Here is a 25,428-nt window from a genome sequence, read left to right on the forward strand (position 1 = left end):
AGCAGGTTAGCTGCTCGTACTTCTTACCCATTTTCAGCCTCCCCAGCCAGCTGGGAATGGATAGCCCGGATTTCTTCACTATCAATGGGCTTGTGAATGAGGCCAGCTACCAGGCCATACTGTTTGGCCTTTTCCATATCGGCCAAAGCCAGGGACGAAGTGAGAATGTAGATGTGGCAGCGGCCCCGCAGCTCGTCCTGGTAGGGTGCCAGGGCATCCAGGAAGTCCCAGCCACTCATCACGGGCATGTTCAGGTCCAGAAACACGACATCGGGCGCCGCTACTTTCTTTTCCCCCACCAGGGTATTTAAGGCTTCGGTGGCCGACTGGAAGGTGGAAATGCAATTCGAAAACCCTTCTGCCCGCAACAGCTGCTCGGTGAGGTAAATGCCGAGGTCGTCGTCGTCAATCAGGTAGGTTTTCATCAGCATGGCGGTTAAAATTAAGAATAAATTGGGTACCCTGGCTTATCTGGCTTCGAACTGTAATCTGACCTCCCATGGATTGCACATGGGATTTTACCAGAAATAAGCCTATTCCCCGGCCTCTTTTACTGGTGTGGAAGCGCCGGTAGAGCTGAAAAATATCTTCGCCCGCTTTTTCCATGTCAAAACCCGAGCCATTATCGGTGATGATGATGGTTGTGCCTTCGCCGGGGGTGTGCTCCGCTTTTATTTCAATGCGCAGGGGGCGCTCATCGGAGCGATACTTAATGGCGTTGGATATCAGATTCTGAAAGATGCTGTGGAAATAGGCGCGGCTTCCCGGCACTACCAGTTCCGGCGGGATGTGACAGATCAACTCGCCGCCGCATTCCAGCAGTGGTTCTTCCAGCCCAAACAAAGCCTGCCGGCATACGGCCGCCAGGGCCACGGGCTCAGGGCGGTAGCCGCCCTGTTTATCCCGCACGGCCAGAATGCGGGTTACGTCGGCCAGCATTTCATCCAGCTGCTGCACGCTGGCCTGCATGTTTTTCATGGAGGCTTCAAACACCTCGGAGCCCTTGTCCACCCGGGACATCAAATCAACATACCCCATGGCATTGGCCAACGGTGCCCGCAGGTTATGAGACACAATATAGGCAAACTGCTGCAGGTCAGTGTTTTGCTTCAACAGCTTATCAGCCATCAGGCGCTGCCGCTCTTCGGCCTCCCGGCGCTCCGTTACGTCCTGCATGGAGCCTATCATGCGCAGCGGCCGCCCATCCGCATCCCGCACAATGTAGCCTCTATCGAAAACCACTGCCCAGGTGCCGTTTTCTCTTCGGAAGCGGTATTCGCCCTGCCAGAGCGTGTGGGTGGTTTCATTCACCTCCTGCATCAGCCCGCCCAGCACCGGCTCCACGTCATCGGGGTGCACGCTTGCAGACCACAGGTTAAAGTTGGTGGGGTTTTCGTCAAGCTTATAGCCAAACAGGGTTTCCAGTCCCTCACCCCAATAAATGTACCCTGTATCTATGTCCCAGTCATAAATAGCCTCGGAGGTGGCCATCAATACATACTGAAACCGCTCGTTGCTGAGCTGCAGGGCGGCTTCTACTTTTTTTTGCTCCGTCAGATCGTGCACAATACCGACCAGCTGGGAGCAGGAGCCGCGCTCATCCAGCACGGGCGTCACGCTGACTTCGCCCGTTACCTGGCCCGTGGGATAGTCGGAGGTTTCCAGCCAGCTTACGCGCTGCAGCGTGGTAACGGACTGTTTGTATTTCTCTAAAACCAGGCTGAGGGATGGTTCCGGAATGATATCATGCACGTAGCTGCCCACCACTTTTTCCGGGGGCAGGCCGGTTGTTTTCTGAAAAGCTTTGTTGACGAAAGTGAACCGGTAACGGCCCTGGGGTTCCACATTCAGCACAAAGGTTACATCGGCCATGGTATCGAAAATAACGGAGAGCTGATGCTCCCGCTCGCGTAGTTTATGGGTGGTCTGCTGGTGAGCGGTGAGGGGTTTGGCAAAGCCATACACTCCAGTAATCTGGTGGTCGGCCAACTGGGGAAACAGATGTAAGCTTACCATTAAGAAACGGTTATTCACTACCAGCCCGGCCTCGTAGCAGACTATCTCTCCGGCCGCTGCCCGCTGCACCTGCTGCTGCGCCTGCTCCACCTCGGCGGGCGGCAGGTACCGGAACAGGCTGGTGCCTGTTAATTGCCCGGCCGGCTGCTCCAGCAGCCGGGAAAAGCGGGAACTGGCCCACTGGAAGTTACCCGCTTTATCTAAAGCAAAAACGGCCTCTGCACTACTCTCGAAATCGAAGAATTGACCGGCAGATGAAGGATCCTGTTTCGTCATGGCATTTCCTGTTAATGACCATCTTTTGACCATTTTTCCCCAGCACAGCAACTTTTGCCAGTCCGTTTGGGCGCGCTACTTCATTGCAGCGCCTGCCAACCTCAGCGGCACCCGCCTAAAGCCGGGTGCCGGTTTACTTAATAAAGCAAATTGGCGCGAATTATCCGTGGATAGTTTGCCCCGGTTAGAGCCCCGGATATGGCGGCACTTCACTGAGCCGCTCATTGGTTCGCTCCTCAAAGTTTACGCGCCAGCAGAAGTGCTGCAGGCCGTTGGTGAGCAGCAGCAGCGGGGCCCCAATGGTTTGGTTATACACCGCCGCCTGCTGGGCCACCGCGGCCGTAATAGGCACGGAGGGCGCTTTGCACTCTACCAGCAGCAGCGGTTGGCCGGCCGGGCCCAGAGCACATAAATCAATGCGTTTCTGGCGCTGGTTGTAGCGATGGCCGCGCTCCAGGCTCAGTAAGCCTTTGGGGTAGCCCAGGTGGTTGATCAGGTAATGCACCACATGCTGGCGCACCCATTCCTCGGGCGTGAGCACCACGTTTTTGCGGCGCAAAACGTCCCATATCAGCGAATTTACGCCAGATTGTGTAACTTTGTATTCGAAAGGCGGCAGGTTCAGTTCTTGCATCACCTCCAAAGGTACGGCCCCCCTGTTTTGCTTTTCATCTGGCTGCCGTCGTTCGTAAAGGTCGACGGCTTTTTTGCAACCTATTCCCACCACATTCTTCGCCTATGAAATCAAAATCTGACATTGTAGAAAACTGGCTGCCACGCTATACCGGGGTACCTTTAAAGGAATTTGGTCAGTATATCCTGCTTACCAACTTTATCAATTATGTGAATATGTTCGCCGAGCAGTTTGGCGTGGAGGTGCGCGGCCTGGATAAGCCCATGCAAACGGCTACGGCCAACGGCATCACCATCATCAACTTCGGTATGGGCTCGCCCATGGCAGCCACGGTCATGGACCTGATTTCGGCGGTGAAGCCCAAAGCAGCCCTGTTTCTGGGCAAGTGCGGCGGCCTGAAAAACAAAACCAAGCTCGGCGACCTGATCCTGCCCATCGCGGCCATTCGCGGCGAGGGTACTTCCGATGACTACCTGCCTGCAGAAATCCCGGCCCTGCCCTCCTTCCGTTTGCAGCGCGCCGTGTCTTCCATGATCAAGAAGCACGAGAAGGACTATTGGACCGGCACAGTGTACACCACCAACCGCCGCGTGTGGGAGCACGACGAGAACTTCAAGGAGTATCTACGCCAGATCCGGGCCATGGCCGTCGATATGGAAACGGCTACCATTTTCACGGTGGGCTTCGTGAATGAAATTCCCCACGGCGCCCTGCTGCTGGTGAGCGACAACCCCATGACGCCCGAAGGCGTGAAAACGGCCGAGAGCGACAAAAAAGTGACCACCGACTACGTAACGGCTCACCTGCAAATTGGCATCGACTCGCTGCTGGAGCTGAAAAACTCAGGCGAATCGGTGAAACACATGCGCTTCGAATAAGGAATATTTACTTTCCGGTATATTATTTCTTGAGGCCACGGGACAAATCCCCGTGGCCTTCCTTATTTTTACGGCAGTAGCAGCCAATTTCAGTGCGTATGCCTTCGTCTGCCCCCTCCTACCTGGCCATTGAGTACCGTCCAGACCTGCAGTTTATCATAGGCCGCTGGATGCGCTCGGTCATGCCGTTTGAAATGCACCGGGGCTATGCTCAACTGCTGGATGAAGCCGTGCACCACCAGTGCCGCTACTGGCTGGTGGATATCCGCCGTCGTTCCTTTGTAGATGGGAACGATGTGGCCTGGATGATGGAGAAGTTTTACCCGCAGGTACAGCCCCGTTTGGGCCGCACTACCTACCTGGCCTACCTGATGGCGCCGCACCAGCTGGCCGGCGTCCTCACCGATTCCAGCATTCCGCACCTCTCCGTGTTAGATGGCCGCCCCTACCAGCTGCAGCGGTTTACCGATGAAGCCGCGGCCCTGGAGTGGCTGCAGCAGTGTGCTTTGCGCGATGCCGTAACCAGCTAAAGCCGCCTTATGCGGCGGAGTTATGTACTTTCGCGGCATGACCCGATTGCTCCGCTACCTCCCCGTTCTGGCCCTGCTTGGCAGCGCCGCCTGCCAGTCTACCTCCACCACCCGCCAGCCTGCCGATTTGGTGGTGTACAACGCCACGGTATACACTGTGGACTCGGCTTTTAGCAAAGCTCAGGCTTTTGCCGTGAAGGATGGCCGGTTTCTGGCCGTGGGCTCTGCCGATGACATCCGCAACAAATACCAGGGGGCGCAGGAAATAGACGCCAAGGGCCGGTTTGTGTACCCCGGCTTTTACGATGCGCACTGCCACTTCTACCGCTACGCCCTGGGCCTGCGCGATGCCAACCTGGTAGGCACTGCTTCCTGGGCCGAGGTAGTAAGCAAGCTGCAGCAGCACCGCAAGGAGCAGCCCCAGGCCGTCTGGCTAACCGGCCGCGGCTGGGACCAGAACGACTGGACCAACAAGCAATTTCCCTCCAAAGACACCCTGGACGCGCTGTTTCCCAATACGCCGGTGTTTATCATCCGGGTAGATGGGCACGCGGCACTGGTGAATCAGAAGGCGCTGGATCTGGCGGGGATTACGGCCCGTACGCCCATCAGTGGCGGGGTTATTACCAAAGATGCCAACGGTAAGCTTACTGGTTTACTGGTGGATAATGCCGTGGATCTGGTTTCCGCTAAAATTCCGGAGCCTACCCCGGCCGAAGCCGACAAAGCTCTGCTCTTGGCCCAGCAGCAATGCGTGGCCGTGGGCCTCACCAGCCTCGCCGATGCCGGCCTCGACAAGCCAAACATCGACCAGATGGAAGCATTGCAGCAGCAGGGCAAGCTCAAGCTGCGCCTCTACGCCATGCTGAATCCCACCAAGGCCAACAAGGATTTTTACTTTAAAAACGGCCCCGTACATCAGGACCGGCTCACGGTAAACTCCTTTAAAGTGTACGCCGATGGAGCTCTGGGCTCCCGAGGGGCCTGCCTGGTAAAACCGTATGCCGATAAGCCCAGGGAAACTGGCTTCTTGCTGTCGACTGAAAAGGAATATCGCGCCTTGGCCAAGGACATTGCGGCCAGCAGGTTCCAGATGAACACCCACGCCATCGGCGACTCGGCCAACCGCATTATCCTCAACATCTACGGCGAGGCGCTGAAGGGCCAGAAAGACCGCCGCTGGCGCATCGAGCACGCCCAGGTCATCACGCCGGCCGACATGCCCAAGTTCGGGCAGTTCGGCATCGTGCCCTCGGTGCAGCCCACCCACGCCACTTCCGATATGTACTGGGCCGGGGAGCGTCTGGGCGCCCAACGCATCAAAACAGCTTATGCCTACCAGGAGTTGCTGAAGCAGTACGGCCAGCTGGCCCTGGGCTCCGATTTCCCGGTGGAAGACATCAACCCGCTCTATGGCTTCCACTCGGCCGTGGCCCGGCAGGACGCCAAAAACTACCCCAAGGGCGGCTTCCAAATGGAAAACGCCATTTCCCGGGAGGATGCCCTGCGCGGCATGACCACCTGGGCCGCGCACGCCGCCTTCGAGGAAAAGCGCAAAGGCCAAATCAAGCCCGGCATGCTGGCCGACTTTGTGGTAATGAAAACCGATTTGCTCACGGCCCCAAACGAGCAATTGCGCAACGCCAAAGTGCAGCAGACCTGGATAGCGGGGGAAAAGGTATTCGAGAAGAAGTAGAATAAACTTCCAGAGCAGATCCGCAGAAAACGGAGTAGTAAAAAAACAAACGTGTCATCCTGAGCTTGCGAAGGACCTTCTTACGCTTAAACGAATCGTTGTTACGATTGCCGTTTAGCTGTGAGAAGGTCCTTCGCAAGCTCAGGATGACACGTTTTAATTAGCCGATTGACGGCCGGTTTGCCCTTAAGCTACTACCGCTGGGGCGCTTCGTCGGCGGAGCCGCCGTAGATGGCGGGCACCGGAATGTCCAGCAGGCGCAGGTACACGCTGAGCTGGCCGCGGTGATGAATCAGGTGGTTGAGCACCAGAATGCGGGCCACCATGGTGCGGGGCATGGCCATGATTACCTTTTCGTTATTGCGCATCGTCCACACATCGTGGAAGGTAGCATCATCTACCTGCGACAAAGCGGCCTGAATGCTTTCGGCGTTAACGTCGAAGTGGCGCAGCAGCTCGTCGGTGGTGGTGGGCGAGTCCGGGCGTTTTAAGGCCGCCATGTTGGTTTCTGCACCCTGCAACGATATTTCCAGGAAGCCGACCAGGTTGGCCATGTGCGAGGCCAGCGTGCCCAGCTTCATGGATTTGGGATGCGGCTGCCAGTCAAACTGCTCGGTGGGCACGCGCTCCAGCAGACGGCGCGTGATGGCAAGCTCCTGCTTGAGCTCCTGGCCCAGGGCCGATTGCAGGGAAGGAGTGGTTGAGGTAGTAGACATAAAAGAATTGGGTGGAATGGATAGGTGCTGCAGCAACACCAGACCAGGCCCTACTGTTTTTACCGGTCGTAGCTCAGGCCGGTAGCCAGCTGTGGATCAGCCTCGTTTACTTCGCGCAGCTTCCGGCCCCGCAGCCGGAGCAGGAAAAACAGACCCAGGATAAAGAACACTATCAGCGCCAGAATGCTGTACCGCATGGAGCCGGTGATTTGGGCAATGACGCCAAATACGGCGGTGCCAATTACAATGCTGAGCTTCTCGGTCACATCAAAAAAGCTGAAAAAGGAGGCCGTGTTGGGCGTGTTTTCGGGGATGATCTTGGAATAGGTGGAGCGCGAAAGGCTCTGGATACCGCCCATGGTAAGCCCGATAACGGAAGCCAAAGCGTAGAACGACCAGCCCGCCTGCACAAAGTAGCCCGCAATGCAGATCAGGGCCCAGATTACCACCGACCAGCTCAGCGCCCGGGTATTTCCAATAGCTTCGGACAAGCGCGCAAACAGGTAAGCGCCCAGAATAGCTACTACCTGCAGCAGCAGGATGGTGATAATCAGGGAGGAGTCGTCCAGATGCAGCTCGTCGGTGCCGAAGAGCGTGGCCACGTACATTACCGTCTGCACACCCATATTGTAAGTGAAGTAGGCCAGCAGAAACTTCTTCAGGTTGGGCAGGTGCTGCAGCTGATTCCAAACTTTAGCCAGTTCCCGGAAGCCGTTCAGCACCCAGCCACTGTCGCCGGAGGAGGCACCAAAAGCGCGACCGGGGTCTTTGGGCAGGGTGAAAAAGGGAATCTGGGCAAAGCCGGCCCACCACAAACCCGTGAGCAGAAACGAGAGGCGCGCGGCCTGCCCCTGTGAAACGCCTACGGCATCATGAAACTGATTGATAACCAGGCAAATCACCAGCAGAATAACCGAGCCAATGTAGCCCATGGAGAAGCCGCGGGCCGAAAGCCGGTCGTACTGGTCTTCGGAGGCAATATCCGGCAGGTAGGAATTGTAGAATACGATGGAGCCCGAGAAGCCCACCGTAGCCGCAATAAAGACGAACGTAGAGGCCGTGAGCGTACTATCGGTAAAAAAGTACAGGCCGGCACAGGAAGCAGCCCCCAAGTAGCAGAAAAACTGCAGAAACAGCTTCTTGCGCCCGGAATAATCTGCCAGCGACGTTAGGAAAGGACTCAGCAGGGCAATGAGCAGAAACGCCGCCGAAATAGCATAAGTCAGCAACGAAGAACCCGGCACCTGCAGCCCCAGAAAATCGACGGGGCTCTTGCCACTGTCACTGTGCGTAATAGATTTGACTACGCCGCTCCAGTAAATGGGGAAGATGGACGAGGTGATAACCAGCGGGTACACTGAGTTGGCCCAGTCGTACATCGTCCAGCCGTTGGTAATGCGCTTATTGTTTTTGGGAACTGCTACCGGAGCAGCTGCCGACGCGGCAGAAATAGTAGTCATGAAGGCAGAATGAGAGGATGACACCGGGCAAGATAGCGGGATTTTACTCATGCGCTTTCTCCCGGAGGCGCGTTGTTCAATGCGCCGGGCCAGCTGGGGCCTGTTGCAGCAGCCAGGCGTACTGCGCGGGGGTGTCTACATCCAGGGCTGCCGCCGGAAAAGCCACCGTTGCAATCCATTCAGGATGCTGGTGCAGAAGCTGCCGGGCGCCGGCTTCATCGGGCATGGCGCGCAACAGCGGCACCATTTGCGGGGCAAACAGCACCGGCACCCCGCTGGTGCCCGCGTATGCCGTAGCCATGATGGGCAATGGGCTTTGCTGCTGCGCCTGCTGCAGGTAGCGCAGCAGCTCCGGAGTGATGAGAGGCTGGTCACAGAGCATGATGAGCACACTGGTAACGGGGCCTAAGGCATCGGCGGCCACAAGGCCCGCTTTTATGGAAGAGCCCATGCCCCGGGCCCAGTCCAGATTGTGCGTTACGGTCACGGGCAATCCGTCCAGCTCCGGCAGCAGCTCCTCGTGCAAAGCGCCCGTCACTACTATTACCGGGCCCAAGTCGGCGGCAACAGCCGTTTCGGCTGCCCGCCGCAACAAGGATTTACCCGCGTAAGGCAGGAGCTGTTTGGGCTGCCCTAATCGGGAGGAAGAGCCGGCGGCAAGGAGCAGAATGGCAGGCATAGGATATAATTGATTGTTGTCCTGAGCCCCGCGAAGGACCTTATCCCACCAAAACGAGTTGTTGTGACGATAAATTCTCCAGCAGGATAAGATCCTTCGCGGGGCTCAGGATGACAGATATAAAAGCTATTGAAACAGACTATAGACTGCATACTGCCTCTACCCTTCCATCCGCCAGATGCAGCGCATCGGCCTGTAAGGGCGGGTGAATAGGGTGTGGGGAATCCCGCAGGAAACCGGCGGGGCGACCGGCCAGTACCGCCTGAATTTCGGCCACCACGGACAGGGCAATTTCTTCCGGCGTTTCAGCGCCCAGATTCAGGCCAACCGGACTGTAAACCCGGCCCGCCAGCCGCCCCGCCGCCGCCGGAAAGTCCTGCTGCAGGTCTGATAGGAGCCGCTCGTATTTCTTGCGGGGTCCCAGCAGGCCTATGTAGCGCGCCGGGCCGGGCAGCAGATGACGCAGCACCGCCAGATCATAGTAGTAATTGTGCGTCATCAGCAACGCAAAGCTATCCGCGGCCGGCTGTTGCGGCACCTGCTCCAGAGGTAGTACCCGTACTGATTCCGCCTCCGGAAAGCGCGCGGCCTGCGCCTGGGCCGGCCGTCCATCCACTACTTCTACCCGCCAGCCTAAACCAGCCGCCAGCCGCACCAAAGGCTGCACATCATTGCCCGCCCCATACACCGTAAGGCGAACCGGAGGCCGCAGTACTTCCAGACTAACGTGAATACCACCAGCACCCAGCGTATAGCGGCGTGTGGCCGGCTGTCCGGCCTGCAAGGCCGCCCGGGCATCGGCCAGTACCGCTTCGTATGCTGCAGTTTCTACTCCTAAGTTGCCGGTCAGCTGGCCGCTGGAGGTCAGCAAAAGCCGCTGCCCAACGTGCGCGGCCCCTTCAGCGCCTTCCACGCTATAGATGGTAGCCAACACGCCCACTTCTTCCTCGCCGGCAGCCCAGCGGCGCAGGAGCTCCATGGGGTTATCGGGGTTCTGGAAATCGAGGGGCTCCAGCAGGATCTGCACCACGCCCTGGCACCCCAGCGCCGACCCAAACTGCAGGTCGTCATCGGGGTCTGTGGAATCGTAGGTGATGAGGGCGGGGCGGCCCTGCTGAATAGTGCGGCGGGCCCGCTGGCGGGCATCTCCTTCCAGGCAGCCCCCGCTGATGGCGCCGGTTAGCTGCCCGTCGTCTGTCACCAGCATGCGGGCGCCCGGGCGGCGGTAGGCCGAGCCAGCCACCGCCACCACCGAGGCCAGCGCGCAGGCCTGCCCCGCTGCCCGGTAGGCATCGTAGGCTTGTAGCAGGCGTTGCAGCTCCGTCATGCAGAAACTAAGTTTTGAGTTATTGGAATGAAAAACGGGCGGGCTATACCGTGGGGGCAGCCTCCAGCATCTTGTCCGGGGTGATAGGCAGGCTGCGGATGCGCTTGCCCGTGGCGTGGTACACAGCGTTGGCCACGGCTGCCGCCACGCCCACCATTCCCAACTCGCCAATACCTTTTACGCCCATGGCATTGATGTAAGGGTCTTTTTCGTCCACAAACTCAATGGTCATGTCTGGAATATCGGCCTGCACGGGTACGTGGTAGCCGGCCAGGTCGGAATTCACGTAGCGGGCAAAGTTCTGGTCGCGCTCGGTGGCTTCCATCAGCGCGGAGCCAATGCCAAAAATGGCCCCGCCAATCATCTGGCTGCGGGCGGTTTTGGCATTGAGGATGCGGCCGGCGCCGTGCACACCTACCCAGCGCGTCACGCGCACAGTGCCCAGCTCGGGGTCTACCTTCACCTCGCAAAAATGCGCCCCAAACGAGTGCATGGAATACTCTTTGGGCTGCCCGTTCTGATCTGTGGTTTTATCGTCACCTTCAAAGCCCGCGCCGTACTGGCCCATGCCCGTGCTTTCAATATCAGAGAGGCGGGCGCGCTCCAGAATGGCGGCAAATGGCTCCGCTTTGCTGCGGTCTTTCTTCAGCATCAGCTTACCGCCTTCTACTACAATATCCTCCGGCTTGGCCCGGTAAAAAGCTGATTTTTTGTCGCCGATAGCCAACTCCTTTACCTTGCGCCATACATCTTGCGCAGCTACAAAAATGGACGACGACACGGTGCCTGCCGCCACTGAGCCGCCGGAGTTAGGCGCCGTGGGCAGCGTGGTATCGCCCAGCTCAAACCGGATGCGCTCCGGCGGCAGGCCCAGCACATCGGCGGCGGTTTGCGTCATCACGGTGTAAGTGCCGGTGCCCAGATCCGTGGCGCCGCTCTGCACTACGGCGCGCCCATCAGCAAACAGCCGGACGCGGGCTGTGCCCTGCGAGCTGTGCACCGGGTAGCTGGCGGTGGCCATGCCCATACCCACCAGGTAGCGACCCTCGCGGGTCTGGCCCGGCTTGGGGTTGCGCTTGCTCCACCCAAACAGCTCGGCGCCGCGGGCGTAGCACTCCTTCAGGCTTTTGCTCGACCACGCCTTGCCGTCGTTGGGGTCTTTGTCGGCATAGTTCCGCAGCCGGATTTCAATGGGGTCGAGGCCCAACTGGTAGGCAATGTCATCCAGGGAAGACTCAATGGCGAATGAGCCGGGCGCCTCACCGGGCGCGCGCATAAACGTGGAGGGCATCACATTGGCGCGGGCCAGCTGGTACGTTGCCTCAAAGTTGGGGCTGGCGTACAGCATCCCGATAATCTTGCTATTCGACTCCGCGTAATTATCCCAGGGTGAAGTAGTAGAGGTTTTTTCGTGGATGAGGGCCGTGATTTTACCTTCTTTGGTAGCGCCCACCTGCAGGGTTTGGGTCTGGTCTTCCCGGTGGCCTAGTGAAGTAAACATTTGGGGCCGGGTAAGTACCAGCTTTACCGGGCGCCCCACCCCGCGCGCTACCTGCGCGGCCAATACCGTGTGCGGCCAGCAGGAACCTTTGCAGCCAAAGCCCCCGCCCAGGTACTGGGTAATCACGCGCACCTGGTCACGGGGCAGCCCAAACGTGGCGGCCAGGGAAGTCTGGGTGCGGGTGATGCCCTGGGTGGCATCGTACACCGTGAGGCGGTTGCCTTCCCACACCGCCGTGGTGGCGCCGGGCTCCATGGGGTTGTGGTGGTTGATGGCGTGCGTATAGGTGGCCTTGTGCTGCACCGCCGACTGGGCAAATACGGCCTTGGGATTGCCGCGCACGGTGCGCCCGGGCGTTTTGCCATCCTGAATAGCCAGCGGGTCAAACAGCTTGGCTTTGGGGTCCAGGAAGCTGGCAATGGGCTCGGCGGCCTGGTAGCTTACTTTCACCAGGGTGGCCGCATGCTGGGCGCGCTCCAGGGAATCAGCCACTACTACGGCTATGGGCTGGTTGGCGTACTGCACCTCGTTGTTGGAGAGGGGCATGTACTTCATGGGCGGTGTCCAGCCTTTGGGCTTGTCTGGACTGTTGGGCAGTACGGCCAGCGGCGGAATGGTCTGGTGGGTGAATACCGCCAGTACGCCCGGTGCCCGTCCGGCCTCGTTGGAATCCAACGTCACCTTGGCATTGGCTACGGCACTGGTAACCAGCACGGCGTAGGTGAGGCCCGGCAGCGGAAACTCCGCCGAGTATTGGGCCGCGCCCGTCACCTTTGCCCGACCATCTACCCGGTCCATGGGCTTACCCACTACCCCGCCCGCGGGCTGTTCAAAAAACTTTGGTTCACTGCTCATGTAATCAATCCTTTAGCATCTGAAGCACGTCGCGAAGCAAACGCACCCATCCTACTGATTATCATTTTATTAAACACCTTAACCAGCCACTTCCTGCAGAGCCCGCACCAGTGTATTTTGCGCCAGCTCTACCTTAAAAGCGTTGTGCTTCTGGGGCTTAGCGCCCTGCACCGCCAGCGCGGCGGCCGCCCGGAAGTTCTCTTCCGTGGGTGCTTTGCCTACCAGCAACTGCTCGGCGGCCTGGGCCCGCCAGGGCTTGGTGCCCACGCTGCCCAAAGCCACCCTGGCTGAGCGGATAATGCCGCCCTGCACATCCAGCCCCACCGCCGCCGACACCAGGGCAAAAGCGTAGCTGGCCCGGTCGCGGACTTTCAGGTATTTGGATTTGCGGGCGTGCGCGGCGGCCGGCACCGTGACGGCCGTAATCAGCTCGCCGGGCTCCAGGGTGGTTTCGCGCTGGGGCGTGCTGCCGGGCGTGAGGTAGAAGTCTAGCAGCGGCACTCGCCGGGACTTGCCTTTGGCGCTTTCCAAGTGCAGCACGGCATCCAGGGCAATGAGGGCTACGGCTAGGTCGCCGGGGTACGTGGCTATGCACTGCTCGCTGGTGCCCAGGATGGCGTGGTTGCGGTTTTCACCGTTGATGGCGGGGCAGCCCGAGCCCGGCACCCGCTTATTGCAGGGAAAGGACGTATCCCGGAAATAGCCGCAGCGGGTGCGTTGCAACAGGTTGCCGCCAATGCTGGCCATGTTGCGCAGCTGCGGCGAGGCCGCGAGCAGCAAAGCCTCCGACACAGCCGGGTACTGCTGCAATACCAGCGGGTTTTCGCCCACGTCGTTCATTCGTTCCATAGCCCCGATACGCAAGCCGTCGGGTGTTTCAGTAATGCCTTTATATGGCAAGGAGTTGATATCGATGAGCTGACTGGGCTGCACCACGTACAGTTTCATCAGATCCAGCAGCGTGGTGCCGCCGGCCAGGTACGCGGCCTGCTTGTCGTCGCGGAAGGCGCCGGTGGCCTGTTTGGCCGAGGCCGCGGTTTGAAAGGCGAAGTTGTTCATGACTTGCTGGCTCCTTTCCCGGCTACTTCCTTAATAGCGGCCACAATGTTGGGGTAAGCGCCGCAGCGGCACAGGTTGCCGCTCATCCACTCCTTAATTTCGGCGTCGGTTTTGGTGTGGCCTTCTAAGACGCAGGCTACGGCTGAGCAGATTTGACCGGGGGTGCAGTAGCCACACTGGAAGCCGTCGTGTTTGAGGAAAGCGGCCTGCATGGGGTGTAGCTCCTCCCCTTTCGCCAGGCCCTCGATGGTGGTAATTTCCTTGCCCTGGGTGGTGATGGCCAGCGTGAGGCAGCTGTTCACGCGGCGGCCGTCTATCAGCACCGTGCAGGCGCCGCACTGGCCCTGGTCGCAGCCTTTCTTGGAGCCCGTGAGGCCCATATTTTCCCGTAGGGCATCCAGCAGCGTTACCCGCGGCTCCAGGCGCAGGGTGCGAACGGCTCCGTTCACCTTCAGCTTCATTTCCGTGGCGCCTTCCACCTTGCTGGTGTAAGCGGCCAGCCGCTCCGCCTGGCTTACGAAGGGCGGCGCTACAGCCAGGCCCAGAATGCCGGAAGCCTGCTTGATAAAGGTTCGGCGGGAGCCATCATTGGGGCGCTGCTCCGGCGGCAGGCCATTGCCCGTAGGGTCGAAAGAATCAGGGTGCATAAAATAAGCGGCTGGTTTCGGATAGAGAGGATACGGCATTCGCCAAAAAAGAGGACGCCACGCAGGAATTCCGGGAGTTCCAGAAAATAAAGCTTCAGGAAGGAAAAAGGTTATTACATCAGACTATACCATGATTTTTTAGGATCACATGATGATGTGATTCCCTGGAATTACCTGAAAATGATTCCGATGTTTGCCTCGCTATTCTAAGAAAATGCTATTGAAGCCCAGCCCGTTGGCGGGCCACTCCCTGCCCGGTGCCTGTCAGTACTGCTTTTCCTGCTTCCCTAATAACGGTGCTACGCCGAAGCCGCTGCTTTTCTATCAATCTTTTCTACTACCTGCTATGAAACACGCTTACTATGCCGGCATGCCCCAGGCCAGCACCGGGCTGCCCGCCGCACGAACAACCAGCCTGACTACCCGAGTTTGGCTCCTTTTACTGGCCTGCCTGTTGAGCGCAAGCGCCTATGCAGTACCAGTTAACGACTTGTGCACCAACGCCACAACCATCCTGGCCACTGGCAGCTGCTCGCCGCAGTCGGCCACGCTGTTTGAGGCCAGTGGCTCGGGCCCGGCTGCCAGCGTAGGCCAGGCCGATGATGATGTGTGGTTTAAGTTTGTGGCTACCTCGGCCCAGCACACCATTACCCTGCAGCCAAGCGGCGGTTCTGATTTGGTACAGCAGCTATTTTCCGGCACCTGCGGCAGCCTGGTAGCCATCAAATCCTCAGACCCTGAGACGATGGTGGTGCCCGGCCTCACCATTGGGGCTACCTATTATCTGCGGGTGTATTCTTACTACAACAGCCCGACTACGGCAGCCAGCGGCGCCTTCACCATTTGCCTGAATAACCCCGGGCCTGCGCCCGCCAATGATGAATGCGCCAGTGCCGTTGTGGTAACGCCCGCCAAAACCTGCACCGGCCTGGCCGGCACGGTAGCCGGAGCCACCCCCTCCGACCCGGATGCTACCACCGGCAAAGCCAACGATGACGTGTGGTACTCGTTTGTGGCCACCTCCACGCAGCATATCATTACGGTAAACCCCACCGGCAGCACCGATATGGTGCACCAGCTTTTCCGGGGCAGCTGCGGCGCGCTTACGCCGCTGTTCTCTTCGGATAATAAGGCCATGACGGCCACCAACCTCACGCCGGGAGCCACCTATTACGTGCGGGTGTATTCCTACTTTAATGCGCAGTATGGGGGCAACGATGCCCGGTTTACTATCTGCATCGATAAGCCCGACGCGCCGCCCGTGAATGATAACTGCGCCAGTGCTATCAGCCTGACGCCGGGCCTCACCTGCCAGCCCACCAGCGGCACGCTCTTCAGCGCTACGCAGACTACCCTGCCCAACGATGGGGCCTGCGGCAAGCCGGATGATGACGTGTGGTACTCCTTTGTAGCTGCGGCTTTTACGCAAGGCATTTCCGTGGACCCTAACAGTGCCTTGGATATAGCCCTGGAGCTACGTTCGGGCGCCTGTCCCGGTACCAAGCTGCGCTGCAAAGACCAGGCCGGCGCCGGCCTCACTGATTCCATTAGCGCCAAAAACCTGACCCCCGGCGCCACCTACTACGTGCGGGTGTATTCCTACTCTGATTCCCCGACGACAGAAACCACGGGCACTTTTACCATCTGCCTGACCACCCCCAAGGTATGTGACGCACCAACGGCCCTAACGGCCACCAACCTGACCGCCACCACTGCTACGTTGGGTTTTACCGCCAGCGCCGGCGGGGCTTCCTTTAAGCTGGAGTATGGCGCAAAAGGCTTCACACCCGGCGCCGGTACCGTGAAAACCATCAGCACCTCGCCTACTACCATTTCCGGACTAACTGCCGGCACGCAGTATGATTTCTACGTGACGCAAACCTGCTCCAATGGCCTGACCAGTGTGCGGGTGGGCCCCAAGAGCTTCAGCACCACCGCGGCGGTGTGCGCGGTGCCTACCAACCTGAATACAACCGGTATTACCACCTCTGGCGCTACCCTCAACTGGTCGGCGGGGGCGGGCACCGTGGCCTCCTACCGCGTGGAGTATGGCAAGCAGGGCTTTACGCCGGGCACCGGCACGGTGCTCACCGTAACCGGCGCCAGCAGCAAGCCGGTTACCGGCCTGACGCCCAATACCACCTACCAGTTCTACGTGCGCCAGAACTGCGGACCCGGAATAGATAGCCCGGTAGCCGGCCCCATGGCCTTTAAAACACTGGCGCTGGGCGACCTTATTGTAGACAGGCTGATGAACGTGCAGGGCAGCTACAACAACGTAACCGTAACCCGCACCGGCACGGCCATCCTGACGGGCCCGCTCACGGCCGCTCAGAATATGACGGTACAGGCAGGCGGAGTTTTGCGGACGGGCGCTTTCCTGGCCAGTGCCACCACGTTTAACCTGGCGGAAGGCGCTACCCTGGAAATTGGGGCAGCAGAGGGCATTTCAGCCAACGGCACCACGGGCAGTGTACGGGGCACCACCCTCACCTTCAGCCCCAACGCCAACTACGTGTATAACGGCAGCGCCGCTCAGGTTACCGGCCTGGGCCTGCCCCAGCAGGTACGCAGCCTGCAGGTGAGCGGTACGGCGCCACTCACGCTTACCCGCGAGCTGAACGTGCTGCAACTGCTGAGCCTGAAACAGAACCTGGTGACCAACGGCAAAACCCTCACGCTGCGCTCCTCGGCCGCCGGCTCGGCGGTGGTGTACAACAATGGCGGCACTGTAGTGGGCTCTGCCGTGGTGCAGCATTTTTTGCCGGCCCACCCCAACGGCACGGATACCGAACATTTCCTGTCTTCGCCGGTGCAAAGCGCCACGGTGGCCGACCTGACTACGCCCGGCTTTACGCCCGTGGTAAACCCGGCTTACAACACGGCTGCCGACCCCAGCAAAGTAACGCCCTACCCCACCGTTTTCCGCTACGACCAGGCCCGCGTAACCAGCACGGGCACCGGCGCTGCTGATTTTCGGAAAGGCTGGTTCTCGCCCACCGCCACCACCGAGGTGCTCACACCGGGCAAAGGCTACGTGGCTACCATTGGGTCTAATGCCAGCAACATGGATTTTGTAGGTACCCTGACCAACGGCTCCCTCACGGTAAACAACCTGGCCCGGGGCACGCAGCCGCAGGCAGGCTGGCACCTGCTCGGCAACCCCTATCCTTCGCCCATCGACTGGACCAAGCTGTACCCGGCTACCACCGGCCTGGATGCCGCCGTGTATGTACTGAAGCCATCCGGAGCTTATAGCGCCTCGGTAAACGGGGTGGGTGGCAGCCCCATTGTTGAAAGCGGCGAAGGGTTTCTGACCCACGTTAGCGCGGCAGGCACGCCGGGCAGTGTTTCGTTTACCAATGCGGCCCGCGTTACCACTTTCGCAACGCGCACTTCTACGCCGCCCGTCACGGAAACCCGGCCCTTGCTGCAGCTGGGCCTCAGCCGCAACGGTATCGGCGATACACTGTTTGTCTACTTCCAGCAGGGCGCTACCGCTGGTTTCGACCGCACTTTTGATGCCTACAAAGTGCCCGCAGCAGATGTGCCGCAGCTGGCCTCCGTAGCCGGGGCCGCGCAGCTGGCTATTGATGGGCGCCCGGCTCTGGGGGCCACGGATGTGGAAATACCGCTGGCTGTTAACGCGCCCGAAGCCGGCAGCTATTTGTTCCGGGCCAAGCACCTGCTCAATATGCCCGCTACCACTTTTGTCTACCTGCGGGATGCGCAAACGGGCAAAAATATAGACCTCAAGCTCCTGCCTACCTACAGCTTCACCGTAGCGGCCGCCGGCCTCAACCAGACGCGCTTCTCGTTGGTGTTCACCCGCAATGCCATTACGGCCACACTACCGGAACAGCTGCGCAGTCAGGTTGCCGTATATCCCAACCCGGCGCATGGCCAGCTGAGCCTGCAACTGGGCCGTGAGCTGGCGCGCCAGGGCGCGCAGGTGCAGTTATTTAATCCGCTGGGCCAGCAGGTAATGCAACGACATTTCCCAAGGGGTACCGCCGGGGAAAAACAGCTACCGCTGCGGGGCCTGGCACCGGGCGTGTATCTGCTACGCCTTACGGTGGCAGAAGGCTGCATGACCCAGCGCATCATCCTGGAATAACTTTCCGTAGCTTTTGCTAAAACACCCCGTCTGCCAGCTCCGGCAGCGGTAGCTGTTTTTTGTGCCGGCCGCCTGCACAACGCCCTACGCCCGCAACCCGTTATGGCAGCATCCTTTTCGGCTTTCTTTCTCCCTTGCTATGTGGTGGCTTTATGCATTGCTCTCGGCCCTGTTTGCGGCCCTCACGGCGGTACTCGCCAAAATTGGTATCAAGGGGGTTGATTCGAACCTGGCCACGGCCATTCGCACGGTGGTGATTCTGGTGCTGGCCTGGGGCATTGTGTATTTCCGGGGCGGGCTGGAGCAGCTCGGCAGCCTTACCCGCACCAACTGGACGTTCCTCGTCCTGTCCGGGGTGGCCACGGGCTTGTCGTGGGTATTCTATTTCCGGGCCCTGCAGCTGGGAGAAGTATCCAAAGTAGCGCCGGTAGATAAGCTGAGTGTGGCCTTAGCCATTCTACTTTCCGTGGTGTTTCTGGGCGAAAAGCTTACCTGGCAGGGCGGCCTCGGCGCCGGGCTCATCATTCTGGGCACCCTGGTTTTGATCTGGCAGTAGCCCTTCCCTTACTACAAGGCAGGCTGCACCTCCGCTTTCGCATAGACCAGCCGCAACAGACTAGGTAGCACGACCAGCAGCAAGGGCAGGGCCAGAATCAGCCCCCCAATGACGGCAATGGCCAGGGGCTGATGCAGCTGAGCGCCAGCCCCGATGCCTAACGCCAAAGGCAGCAGCGCGGCAATGGCGGCCAGTGCCGTCATCAGCTTGGGGCGCAGGCGGGCCGCAATGGCATAGCCGATGGCCGCTTCCACCGGGGAATCGCGCCTTGCATCATTAAACTGCTGTAGGGTGAAAATGGCGTTTTCGCCGATGATGCCCACCACCATAATCAGGCCGGTGTAGGAGCCTACATTCAGGGGAGTATTCGTGAGAAACAGGGCCAGGCTGCCCCCAGCCGGGCCCAGCACCGCCACCAGCAGAATCAGCCCGGCGGCTTTCAGATCTTTAAACAGAAACAGGCCCACTGCAAACACCAGCAAGCAAGCCGTAGCCAGAATGGTCAGCAGCTCCTGAAACGACTGCTGCTGCTCGGCGTAGCTGCCCCCAAACTGGATAAAGTAGCCGGGCGGCAGGTTGAGCTGCCGGTCCAGCTTCTGGCGGATTTCCTGCATGGCTGATCCCAGGTCGCGGCCGTTGAGGCGGGCCGTTACGGCCGTCATGGCCTGCAGATTCTCGCGCTCCAGCTCCGCCTCGCCGGCCGAAACCCGCACTTCGGCCAGCTCATCTAGGCGCCGACGCTGGCCGTTGGGCAGGAAAATGGGTTGGGCACGCACCTGCTGCAGCGAGGCCTGGGCCGCCCGCGGGTAGCGCAGCCGTATGGTGAGCAGCTGCTCGCCTTCCAGCACGCTCCCGGCCTCTACGCCCGCCAGCTGGGTTTGCAGCTGGCTCTGAAAATCCGTAGCCGTGAGGCCGAACTGGGCCAGGCGGCGCGGGTCGGGGCGCACGTCCACGGCCGGGCCCATGCGCACAATGCCGTCGAAGACATCGGCCGTGCCGGCCGTTTTCTCTACGATGCCGGCTACCTGTTCTGCCAGCCCGTAGCGGATTTCGGCCGTGGGCCCGAACACTTTGATTTCAATGGGCTGCACGGTGCTCATCAGGTCTCCCAGCATGTCGCCAATTACCTGACCAAAGTCAATGGTGAGGGCCGGTTGCGTGCTTTCAATGCGCTGGCGGATGTCGTCAATCACTTCATCGGTGGTGCGCTTACGACTGGTTTTGAGGCGGATCAGGATATCACCGGTATTGGGCTCCGTGATAAAAAAGCCCATTTGTGTACCGGTGCGGCGCGAGTAGCTGGCTACTTCCGGCACCTGCAGAATCAGCTTTTCGGCTTGCCGCAACATGCGGTCGGTTTCTTCCAGGGAAGTGCCGGGCGGCGAGTTGTAGTCGAGCACGATGGCGCCCTCATCCATTTCGGGCAGGAAACCAGTGGCCAGGCGCGGAATCACCAGCACCAGCACTGTTACCAGCACCGCTACTCCAATCAAACTCCAGAGCGGATGCCGGATGACCGAGCGCACCCACGGAATTTCGTGGTGCCGGACCTCCACCAAACCCGGCTCTTCAATTTCCTCTATCTCCTCCTGCGTTTCAACTGATACCGTATCAGCCGCCACTGCCTTCTTCTTCCCAAAACCCAACTGGGAAAGCAGCAGATACAGCACCGGCAAGCCCAGCCACGCCACCACGAACGAGCAGAGCAGGGCTACCACCATGGTAGTAGCCAGCACCTTAAAGTAGGCCCCCGCCACCCCACTAAGCAGCGCAAACGGCAGGAATATAACAATGGTGCTCAGGGAAGAGCCGATGAGCGACGGGAGCAGGTGCTGCACCGAGCGGCTCACAATTTCATTAACGGAAGCCCGCGGGTGCTCCTCGCCTACCCGGTGCAGCTGCTCCACCATCACCACGGCATCGTCAATCATCAGCCCGATGGCGGCGGCCAGGGCGCCCAGCGTCATGATGTTGAAGGAATAGCCCAGGCCAAAATACAGCACCGCCACCGTGAGGGCCAGGGCAATGGGAATGGCCAGCAGAATGGTGAGCGTGGCCCGCCAGGAGCGCAGAAACAGGCCCGTAACTACCAGCGCCAGCGCTAGCCCAATCCACAGCGAGTCCTGCACAGAGCGCACCACTTCCGACACAAAATCGGCCTGATCATAGTACGGGCTGAGCCGGATGCCGCGGGGCAGGCCGGCCTGCAGCGCCTTCACCTTAGCCTTCACGCCTTCGGATACCTGTACCACGTTGGCATCGGGCTGCCGCGACACTGCAATCAGCACGGCCGCGTGACCGTTGGCGTTGATGCGGGTGTATTCCGGCTGCTCGCCCACCTGCACCGTGGCCACATCCGCGAGGCGCACAATGCGGCGGTTATCATTACGCAGCACTACATTTTCAATGTCTGCCTTCGACACCAAAGAGGCATCGGTTACGGTGAGGTACAGGCGGCGGTAGTCGGTGAGGTAGCCGTTGCTCTGTACGAAGTTGGTCTGGCCCAGGCTGGTGCTGACATCGGAGGGCGAAAGGCCCAGCGCTGCCAGCTGATCGGGCTGCAGCTCAACCTGGTATTCCTTGGTACGCCCGCCCTGCACGTGCACCGCCGACACGCCATCTACCTGCGAGAGAAACGGCTTGATGGTGTAGAGCGCGAGCCGCCGCAGCTCCAGGGCGCTGCGGCCCGGGGCTTCCAGGGTGTAGCCCATTACCGGCAGAATGGCCGGGTTCATGCGCTCCACGGTAATTTGGGTGGCCGGCGGCAAATCGGCCCTAATCTGGTTCAGGCGCGACTCAATAGTTTGCTGGCTGCGCACCACGTCCACGTTCCAGTCCAGGTAGGCAGATATTTCGCAGGAGCCCCGGCTGGTGGTGCTGCGCAGCAGCTTCAGGTCGGGCACCTGTTTCATGGCATCTTCCAGCGGCTTGGTCACGGTCACCATCATGCGGTCCACCGGTTCCAGGCCGTTTTCGGCAATAACTTTCACCTTCGGAAAGGTAACCTCCGGAAACAGCGCCAGGGAAATGCGCTGATACGCCAGCGTACCCACCGCCAGCGCGAGAGCCAGCAGCACCGCAATGGGCGCTTTATATGCCTGAATAAAGGAAGGGCGCATAAGGGAAAGAGTAAACGAGCCGGGCGCTACGGACGCACCAGCTTCACGGCGGCGGAATCTTCCAGGCCGTAGTTGCCGGTAGCCACAATGCGGTCCTGCGGGGAGAAGCGGGGGCTTTTGATTTCCAGGTGGCCGGCATGTTCCTGCCCGGGCTGCACCGGCACCTGCACAGCGGTAGAATCATTAAGCAGGCGCATCACCCAGAAATTGGTCTGGGTTTCGTCGCTGAGTACGGCCTCCCGGGGCAGGATCTGGGCCTGATACGGGGCGGTTTTGTCTACCTCAATGGTGACGGCCAGGTTTTCGGGGAGCTGGGGCACGGGGCCTACTACCTGCACGGTGTAGCGCTGAGTTTGTGAGGCCATATCGGTGGTGGGCAGCAGCTCGGCCACACGGCCCGGCAGCACGCGGCCATCGGGCAGGGTGATGCGGCAAGGTTGGCCGGTATGCACGTAGCGCAGCTGGGTGGCGGGCACATCCAGCACAAAGCCAAAGCGGCTCTGGTCGAACACTACGCCGAGCTGCTCGCCATCCTGTACGTAGTCGCCGACCAGCTTATCGACGCTGGACAGCACCCCGGCGCGGCCGGCCGCTATGCGCACCACGCCGCTGAAGCGCAGGCGCGGGTCGCCGGTGAGCTTATCCAGATGCAGCGTGCGGGCTTCCTTGGTTTGCAGGGTGAAAACCGTTTGGCCGGCCCGCACCCGCTGGCCCGGCACGGGCACGGGCGCCAGCAGGTAGCCGGTGGTGGTGGCCCGCAGCACATCCTTGGCCGGGTACGCTGATACCGCGCTCAGATGCAGGACGTCGGAAACTGTATCCGTCTGCACGTGCACCACCGTTACGGCGGGGCGGGCGCGCACCGCCGCTTCTTCATCAGGCTCTTCCGTGGCCTGCTCCTGGCATTGGGTCAAGCAGATCAGACCCAGCAACGGCACTAGCCACCGGGCCAGCCCGCCGCCAGAATATCGAACCCCAAAGCCTTTTATAACACGCATATAAAGAGCAGGAAAAAATCGAATGAATCATGGAAAAGCCTGGGCTTATTCCCCCAGATAATCAATAGCATACAGGGTACGCAAACGCTCGGTTTCGGCCTGCGTGAGGTTAAACTGAAAGGCGCGGTAGCTATTTACCAGCTGCAGGTAATCGAGAATGGAAATATCACCGGTAGCCAGCTGTTGCCGGCCGGCTTTCACCAGGGCTTCGGCCACTTTCAACTGCTGGCGCAGGGTGGCGCTCAGCTGATTGCTGGCCTGCACCAGCCCTTCCAGCTGGTTGTACTGCTGGCCGCGCTGGGTGGTGAGAAAACGCCGGTAGCCCCGGCGGATTTCCTCGGCCACTTTCAGCCGGTCGTAGGCAATCTGGCGCTGATGGCCATCAAACACCGGCACCGAAAGCATGAGGCCCGCGCTGACGCCAAAACTGCGCGCCAGCCGCAGGGGCATGGGCGAGGACGATTGCAGACCCGCATCGGCCACCCAGCTCAGCTGCGGGCGGTAGCCCAGGTCAATGGCCCGCCTATCCAGCTGCAGGCGCAGGCTGTCCAGGGTGTACTGCCGCTGCGCCACGGCGCTGAGGCCGGCCAGGGCCCGATGCGTAGGCGGCGTGGGCGCTTCTAGCAGTGCAAAGGCGGTATCCGAAACGCCGCTGAGGAAGCGCAACACGCCTAGCTCCCGGCGGTAAACCAGCTGGCTCTGCTGCACAGCCACCTCCTGGCTGCGCATCGAGAGATAATACGTGAGATACTGGGTTTGCTTGAAGATGCCCCCATTTACCAGCTGGCGCAGTACCTCGTCCTGCTGGCGGAGCTGGCGCAACAGCGCCTGGCTGAACGACCATTGTTGCTGGGCGGCATAAGCCGTCAGGAACTGGTCGGTGATGGAGCGGCGCAGGTCCAGCGCCGATAAGCGGCCCGTATTGCGCAGCACCTGCCCCTGGTTTTCCAGAATCCGGAAGTCATTTTGCAGCACGGGGCGGTTGAACAGCGGCTGCGTGGCCGTGACCACGGCGGCGTAGTTGCCCCCGTTGGAAACGGCTTCATCGTAGCCATAACCGCGCACTGTGGGGGCGGCTACCACGGCCGCCGTACCGGCTAGTTGGGGGCGTTGCTGGGCCCGGCGGCGCAGGCTGTCGAGGCGGGTTTGGCGCACTTGGCCGGCATAGTCGGCCAGCAGTGGGCTGTTGGCGCGGGCTACTTGCAGGAAAGCGTCCAGGTCCCTCGGAGAGGCCGGGGTTTGCGCACGGGCCTCTCCCTGAATGCCCAGCAGTATAAGCAGGGCAGCAACCGTGGACAGGGCGGGCCAGCAAATCATACGCACGGGCAAACAGCGGGTAAGCACAGATACAGGCGGAAAGATGACAGGCGTTTTGGCAGAAAAGCGAAAGTACGCCCGATGCCGAGGACCAGAATTGGGCTTTGTACGGTGCTGTCTGAAAATTGGCTTAATACTACTGGGGGCAGGATTGCAGATAGGCGTCAGAATTATTTTTTCGCCCGCTAAATCCGGTCTGCCGGGCCATGGCGTAGGTGGTGTTATAATTCAAAACCTACCCTCCATTCTTCTTCCCACATGAAAAAGACCCTATTCTCGCTGGCTTTCGCAGCCCTGTTTGGCGCGGCTACTACCAACGTTTCGGCCCAGGCTATGATGAGCCCAAAATCGGCAGCCGGCAACACGGTATCCGTAGGCGGCCAGGCCATGTACCCGAATAAGAACATTGTGGCCAACGCGGTAAACTCCGCCGACCACACCACGCTGGTAGCCGCCGTGAAAGCCGCCGGCCTGGTAGAGACGCTGCAGGGCAAAGGCCCCTTCACCGTTTTCGCTCCTACCAACGCTGCCTTCAACGCCCTGCCCGCTGGCACCGTGGAAACCCTGGTGAAGCCCGAGAACAAAGCCACGCTCACCAAAATCCTGACCTACCACGTGGTAGCCGGCAACCTGACGGCCGATAAGATTATGGCTGCTATTAAAGCCGGTAAAGGCACTGCCACCCTCAAAACCGTAAGCGGCGGCACGCTGAAGGCCATGATGAACGGCCCGAAAAACGTGGTGCTGGTAGATGAGAAAGGCGGTACGTCCACCATCTCTACCTACGATGTGCTGCAAAGCAACGGCGTGATTCACGTGATTGACAAAGTGCTGATGCCCTAAGTAGTAAGCAGGCGCTCCACCGTCGTCTGTTTCGTGAAGAAGCCTGCCTCTTACGGGGCAGGCTTTTTTTATTGGCGCGCCCATCCCAGAATTATTCTGCAAACCAGGTGAAGTATTATCCCTGACCAAATCTACCCTGTCAAGTTGAGTAAAACGGCCCAAAACTCTCTTTTCTACACTTTAAACTTAGTATATAAACAATAA

19 protein-coding genes are annotated in these 25,428 nt (G+C 59.9%); 6 read left to right on the forward strand and 13 right to left on the reverse strand.

What is annotated here, in order from left to right; all coding sequences use genetic code 11:
- Nucleotides 1-23 precede the first annotated feature (23 nt).
- The 3 genes from AM218_RS08325 to AM218_RS08335 form a co-directional block, all read right to left on the reverse strand.
- A complete protein-coding gene (locus AM218_RS08325; RefSeq protein WP_197273932.1) occupies nt 24-425 on the reverse strand; it encodes a response regulator in 402 nt (133 codons plus the stop codon).
- Complete coding sequence (locus AM218_RS08330) at nt 406-2,292, reverse strand: PAS domain-containing sensor histidine kinase (protein ID WP_054413446.1); 1,887 nt, start codon at nt 2,290-2,292, stop codon at nt 406-408. Before AM218_RS08330 ends, AM218_RS08325 begins: the two co-directional genes overlap by 20 nt.
- A 184-nt stretch (nt 2,293-2,476) precedes the next feature.
- Nucleotides 2,477-2,926 (reverse strand): type I restriction enzyme HsdR N-terminal domain-containing protein, encoded by a 450-nt coding sequence (locus tag AM218_RS08335; RefSeq protein WP_054415426.1) that lies wholly within the window; start codon nt 2,924-2,926, stop codon nt 2,477-2,479.
- Nucleotides 2,927-3,030: 104 nt separating this feature from the next.
- On the opposite strand from AM218_RS08335, the gene AM218_RS08340 reads away from it, so the two are divergent.
- From AM218_RS08340 to AM218_RS08350, 3 genes are all read left to right on the forward strand, one after another.
- A complete protein-coding gene (locus tag AM218_RS08340) occupies nt 3,031-3,804 on the forward strand; it encodes an AMP nucleosidase (RefSeq protein WP_054413448.1) in 774 nt (257 codons plus the stop codon).
- 98 nt (nt 3,805-3,902) lie between these two features.
- Entirely contained in the window at nt 3,903-4,334 is a 432-nt protein-coding gene (locus AM218_RS08345) for a hypothetical protein (protein ID WP_054413450.1), read from the forward strand.
- A gap of 37 nt (nt 4,335-4,371) precedes the next feature.
- The gene (locus AM218_RS08350; protein WP_054415428.1) at nt 4,372-6,030 is read left to right on the forward strand and encodes an amidohydrolase; all 1,659 of its coding nucleotides are present in this window, start codon (nt 4,372-4,374) and stop codon (nt 6,028-6,030) included.
- A gap of 194 nt (nt 6,031-6,224) precedes the next feature.
- Here AM218_RS08350 and AM218_RS08355 read toward each other — a convergent pair whose 3' ends face one another.
- From AM218_RS08355 to AM218_RS08385, 7 genes are all read right to left on the reverse strand, one after another.
- Entirely contained in the window at nt 6,225-6,746 is a 522-nt protein-coding gene (locus tag AM218_RS08355; RefSeq protein WP_054413451.1) for a DinB family protein, read from the reverse strand.
- A gap of 59 nt (nt 6,747-6,805) precedes the next feature.
- On the reverse strand, nt 6,806-8,206 hold the full coding sequence (locus AM218_RS08360) for an MFS transporter (protein ID WP_054413453.1): 1,401 nt from the start codon (nt 8,204-8,206) through the stop codon (nt 6,806-6,808).
- A gap of 76 nt (nt 8,207-8,282) precedes the next feature.
- On the reverse strand, nt 8,283-8,885 hold the full coding sequence (locus AM218_RS08365; protein ID WP_054413455.1) for a nucleotidyltransferase family protein: 603 nt from the start codon (nt 8,883-8,885) through the stop codon (nt 8,283-8,285).
- Nucleotides 8,886-9,024: 139 nt separating this feature from the next.
- On the reverse strand, nt 9,025-10,212 hold the full coding sequence (locus AM218_RS08370; RefSeq protein ID WP_054413456.1) for an XdhC family protein: 1,188 nt from the start codon (nt 10,210-10,212) through the stop codon (nt 9,025-9,027).
- A gap of 43 nt (nt 10,213-10,255) precedes the next feature.
- Nucleotides 10,256-12,568 carry a xanthine dehydrogenase family protein molybdopterin-binding subunit gene (locus AM218_RS08375; protein ID WP_054413457.1) on the reverse strand — a complete coding sequence of 771 codons (2,313 nt, stop codon included), beginning with the start codon at nt 12,566-12,568 and terminating at the stop codon, nt 10,256-10,258.
- Nucleotides 12,569-12,646: 78 nt separating this feature from the next.
- Entirely contained in the window at nt 12,647-13,627 is a 981-nt protein-coding gene (locus AM218_RS08380; protein ID WP_054413458.1) for an FAD binding domain-containing protein, read from the reverse strand.
- Nucleotides 13,624-14,274 carry a (2Fe-2S)-binding protein gene (locus tag AM218_RS08385; protein WP_054413459.1) on the reverse strand — a complete coding sequence of 217 codons (651 nt, stop codon included), beginning with the start codon at nt 14,272-14,274 and terminating at the stop codon, nt 13,624-13,626. The genes AM218_RS08380 and AM218_RS08385 overlap by 4 nt, the downstream gene beginning before the upstream one ends.
- Nucleotides 14,275-14,620: 346 nt before the next feature.
- Between AM218_RS08385 and AM218_RS08390 the strand changes: the two genes are divergently transcribed.
- A complete protein-coding gene (locus tag AM218_RS08390) occupies nt 14,621-18,391 on the forward strand; it encodes a DUF8693 domain-containing protein (protein ID WP_054413460.1) in 3,771 nt (1,256 codons plus the stop codon).
- 139 nt (nt 18,392-18,530) lie between these two features.
- Entirely contained in the window at nt 18,531-18,947 is a 417-nt protein-coding gene (locus AM218_RS08395; RefSeq protein ID WP_054413461.1) for an EamA family transporter, read from the forward strand.
- 11 nt (nt 18,948-18,958) lie between these two features.
- Here the strand turns inward: AM218_RS08395 and AM218_RS08400 are convergent, their stop codons facing one another.
- From AM218_RS08400 to AM218_RS08410, 3 genes are read right to left on the reverse strand one after another with little or no spacing between them, the layout of a single operon-like run.
- A complete protein-coding gene (locus AM218_RS08400; RefSeq protein WP_054413462.1) occupies nt 18,959-22,066 on the reverse strand; it encodes an efflux RND transporter permease subunit in 3,108 nt (1,035 codons plus the stop codon).
- Nucleotides 22,067-22,092: 26 nt separating this feature from the next.
- On the reverse strand, nt 22,093-23,064 hold the full coding sequence (locus AM218_RS08405) for an efflux RND transporter periplasmic adaptor subunit (protein WP_082318134.1): 972 nt from the start codon (nt 23,062-23,064) through the stop codon (nt 22,093-22,095).
- Nucleotides 23,065-23,109: 45 nt separating this feature from the next.
- Nucleotides 23,110-24,381, reverse strand: coding sequence for a TolC family protein (locus tag AM218_RS08410; protein WP_054413464.1), 1,272 nt, complete (start codon nt 24,379-24,381; stop codon nt 23,110-23,112).
- Between the two features lie 258 nt (nt 24,382-24,639).
- Between AM218_RS08410 and AM218_RS08415 the strand changes: the two genes are divergently transcribed.
- A complete protein-coding gene (locus AM218_RS08415) occupies nt 24,640-25,224 on the forward strand; it encodes a fasciclin domain-containing protein (RefSeq protein ID WP_054413465.1) in 585 nt (194 codons plus the stop codon).
- The last annotated feature ends 204 nt before the right edge of the window (nt 25,225-25,428 follow it).

It is taken from the genome of Hymenobacter sp. DG25A, from assembly GCF_001280305.1.
GTDB lineage: Bacteria > Bacteroidota > Bacteroidia > Cytophagales > Hymenobacteraceae > Hymenobacter.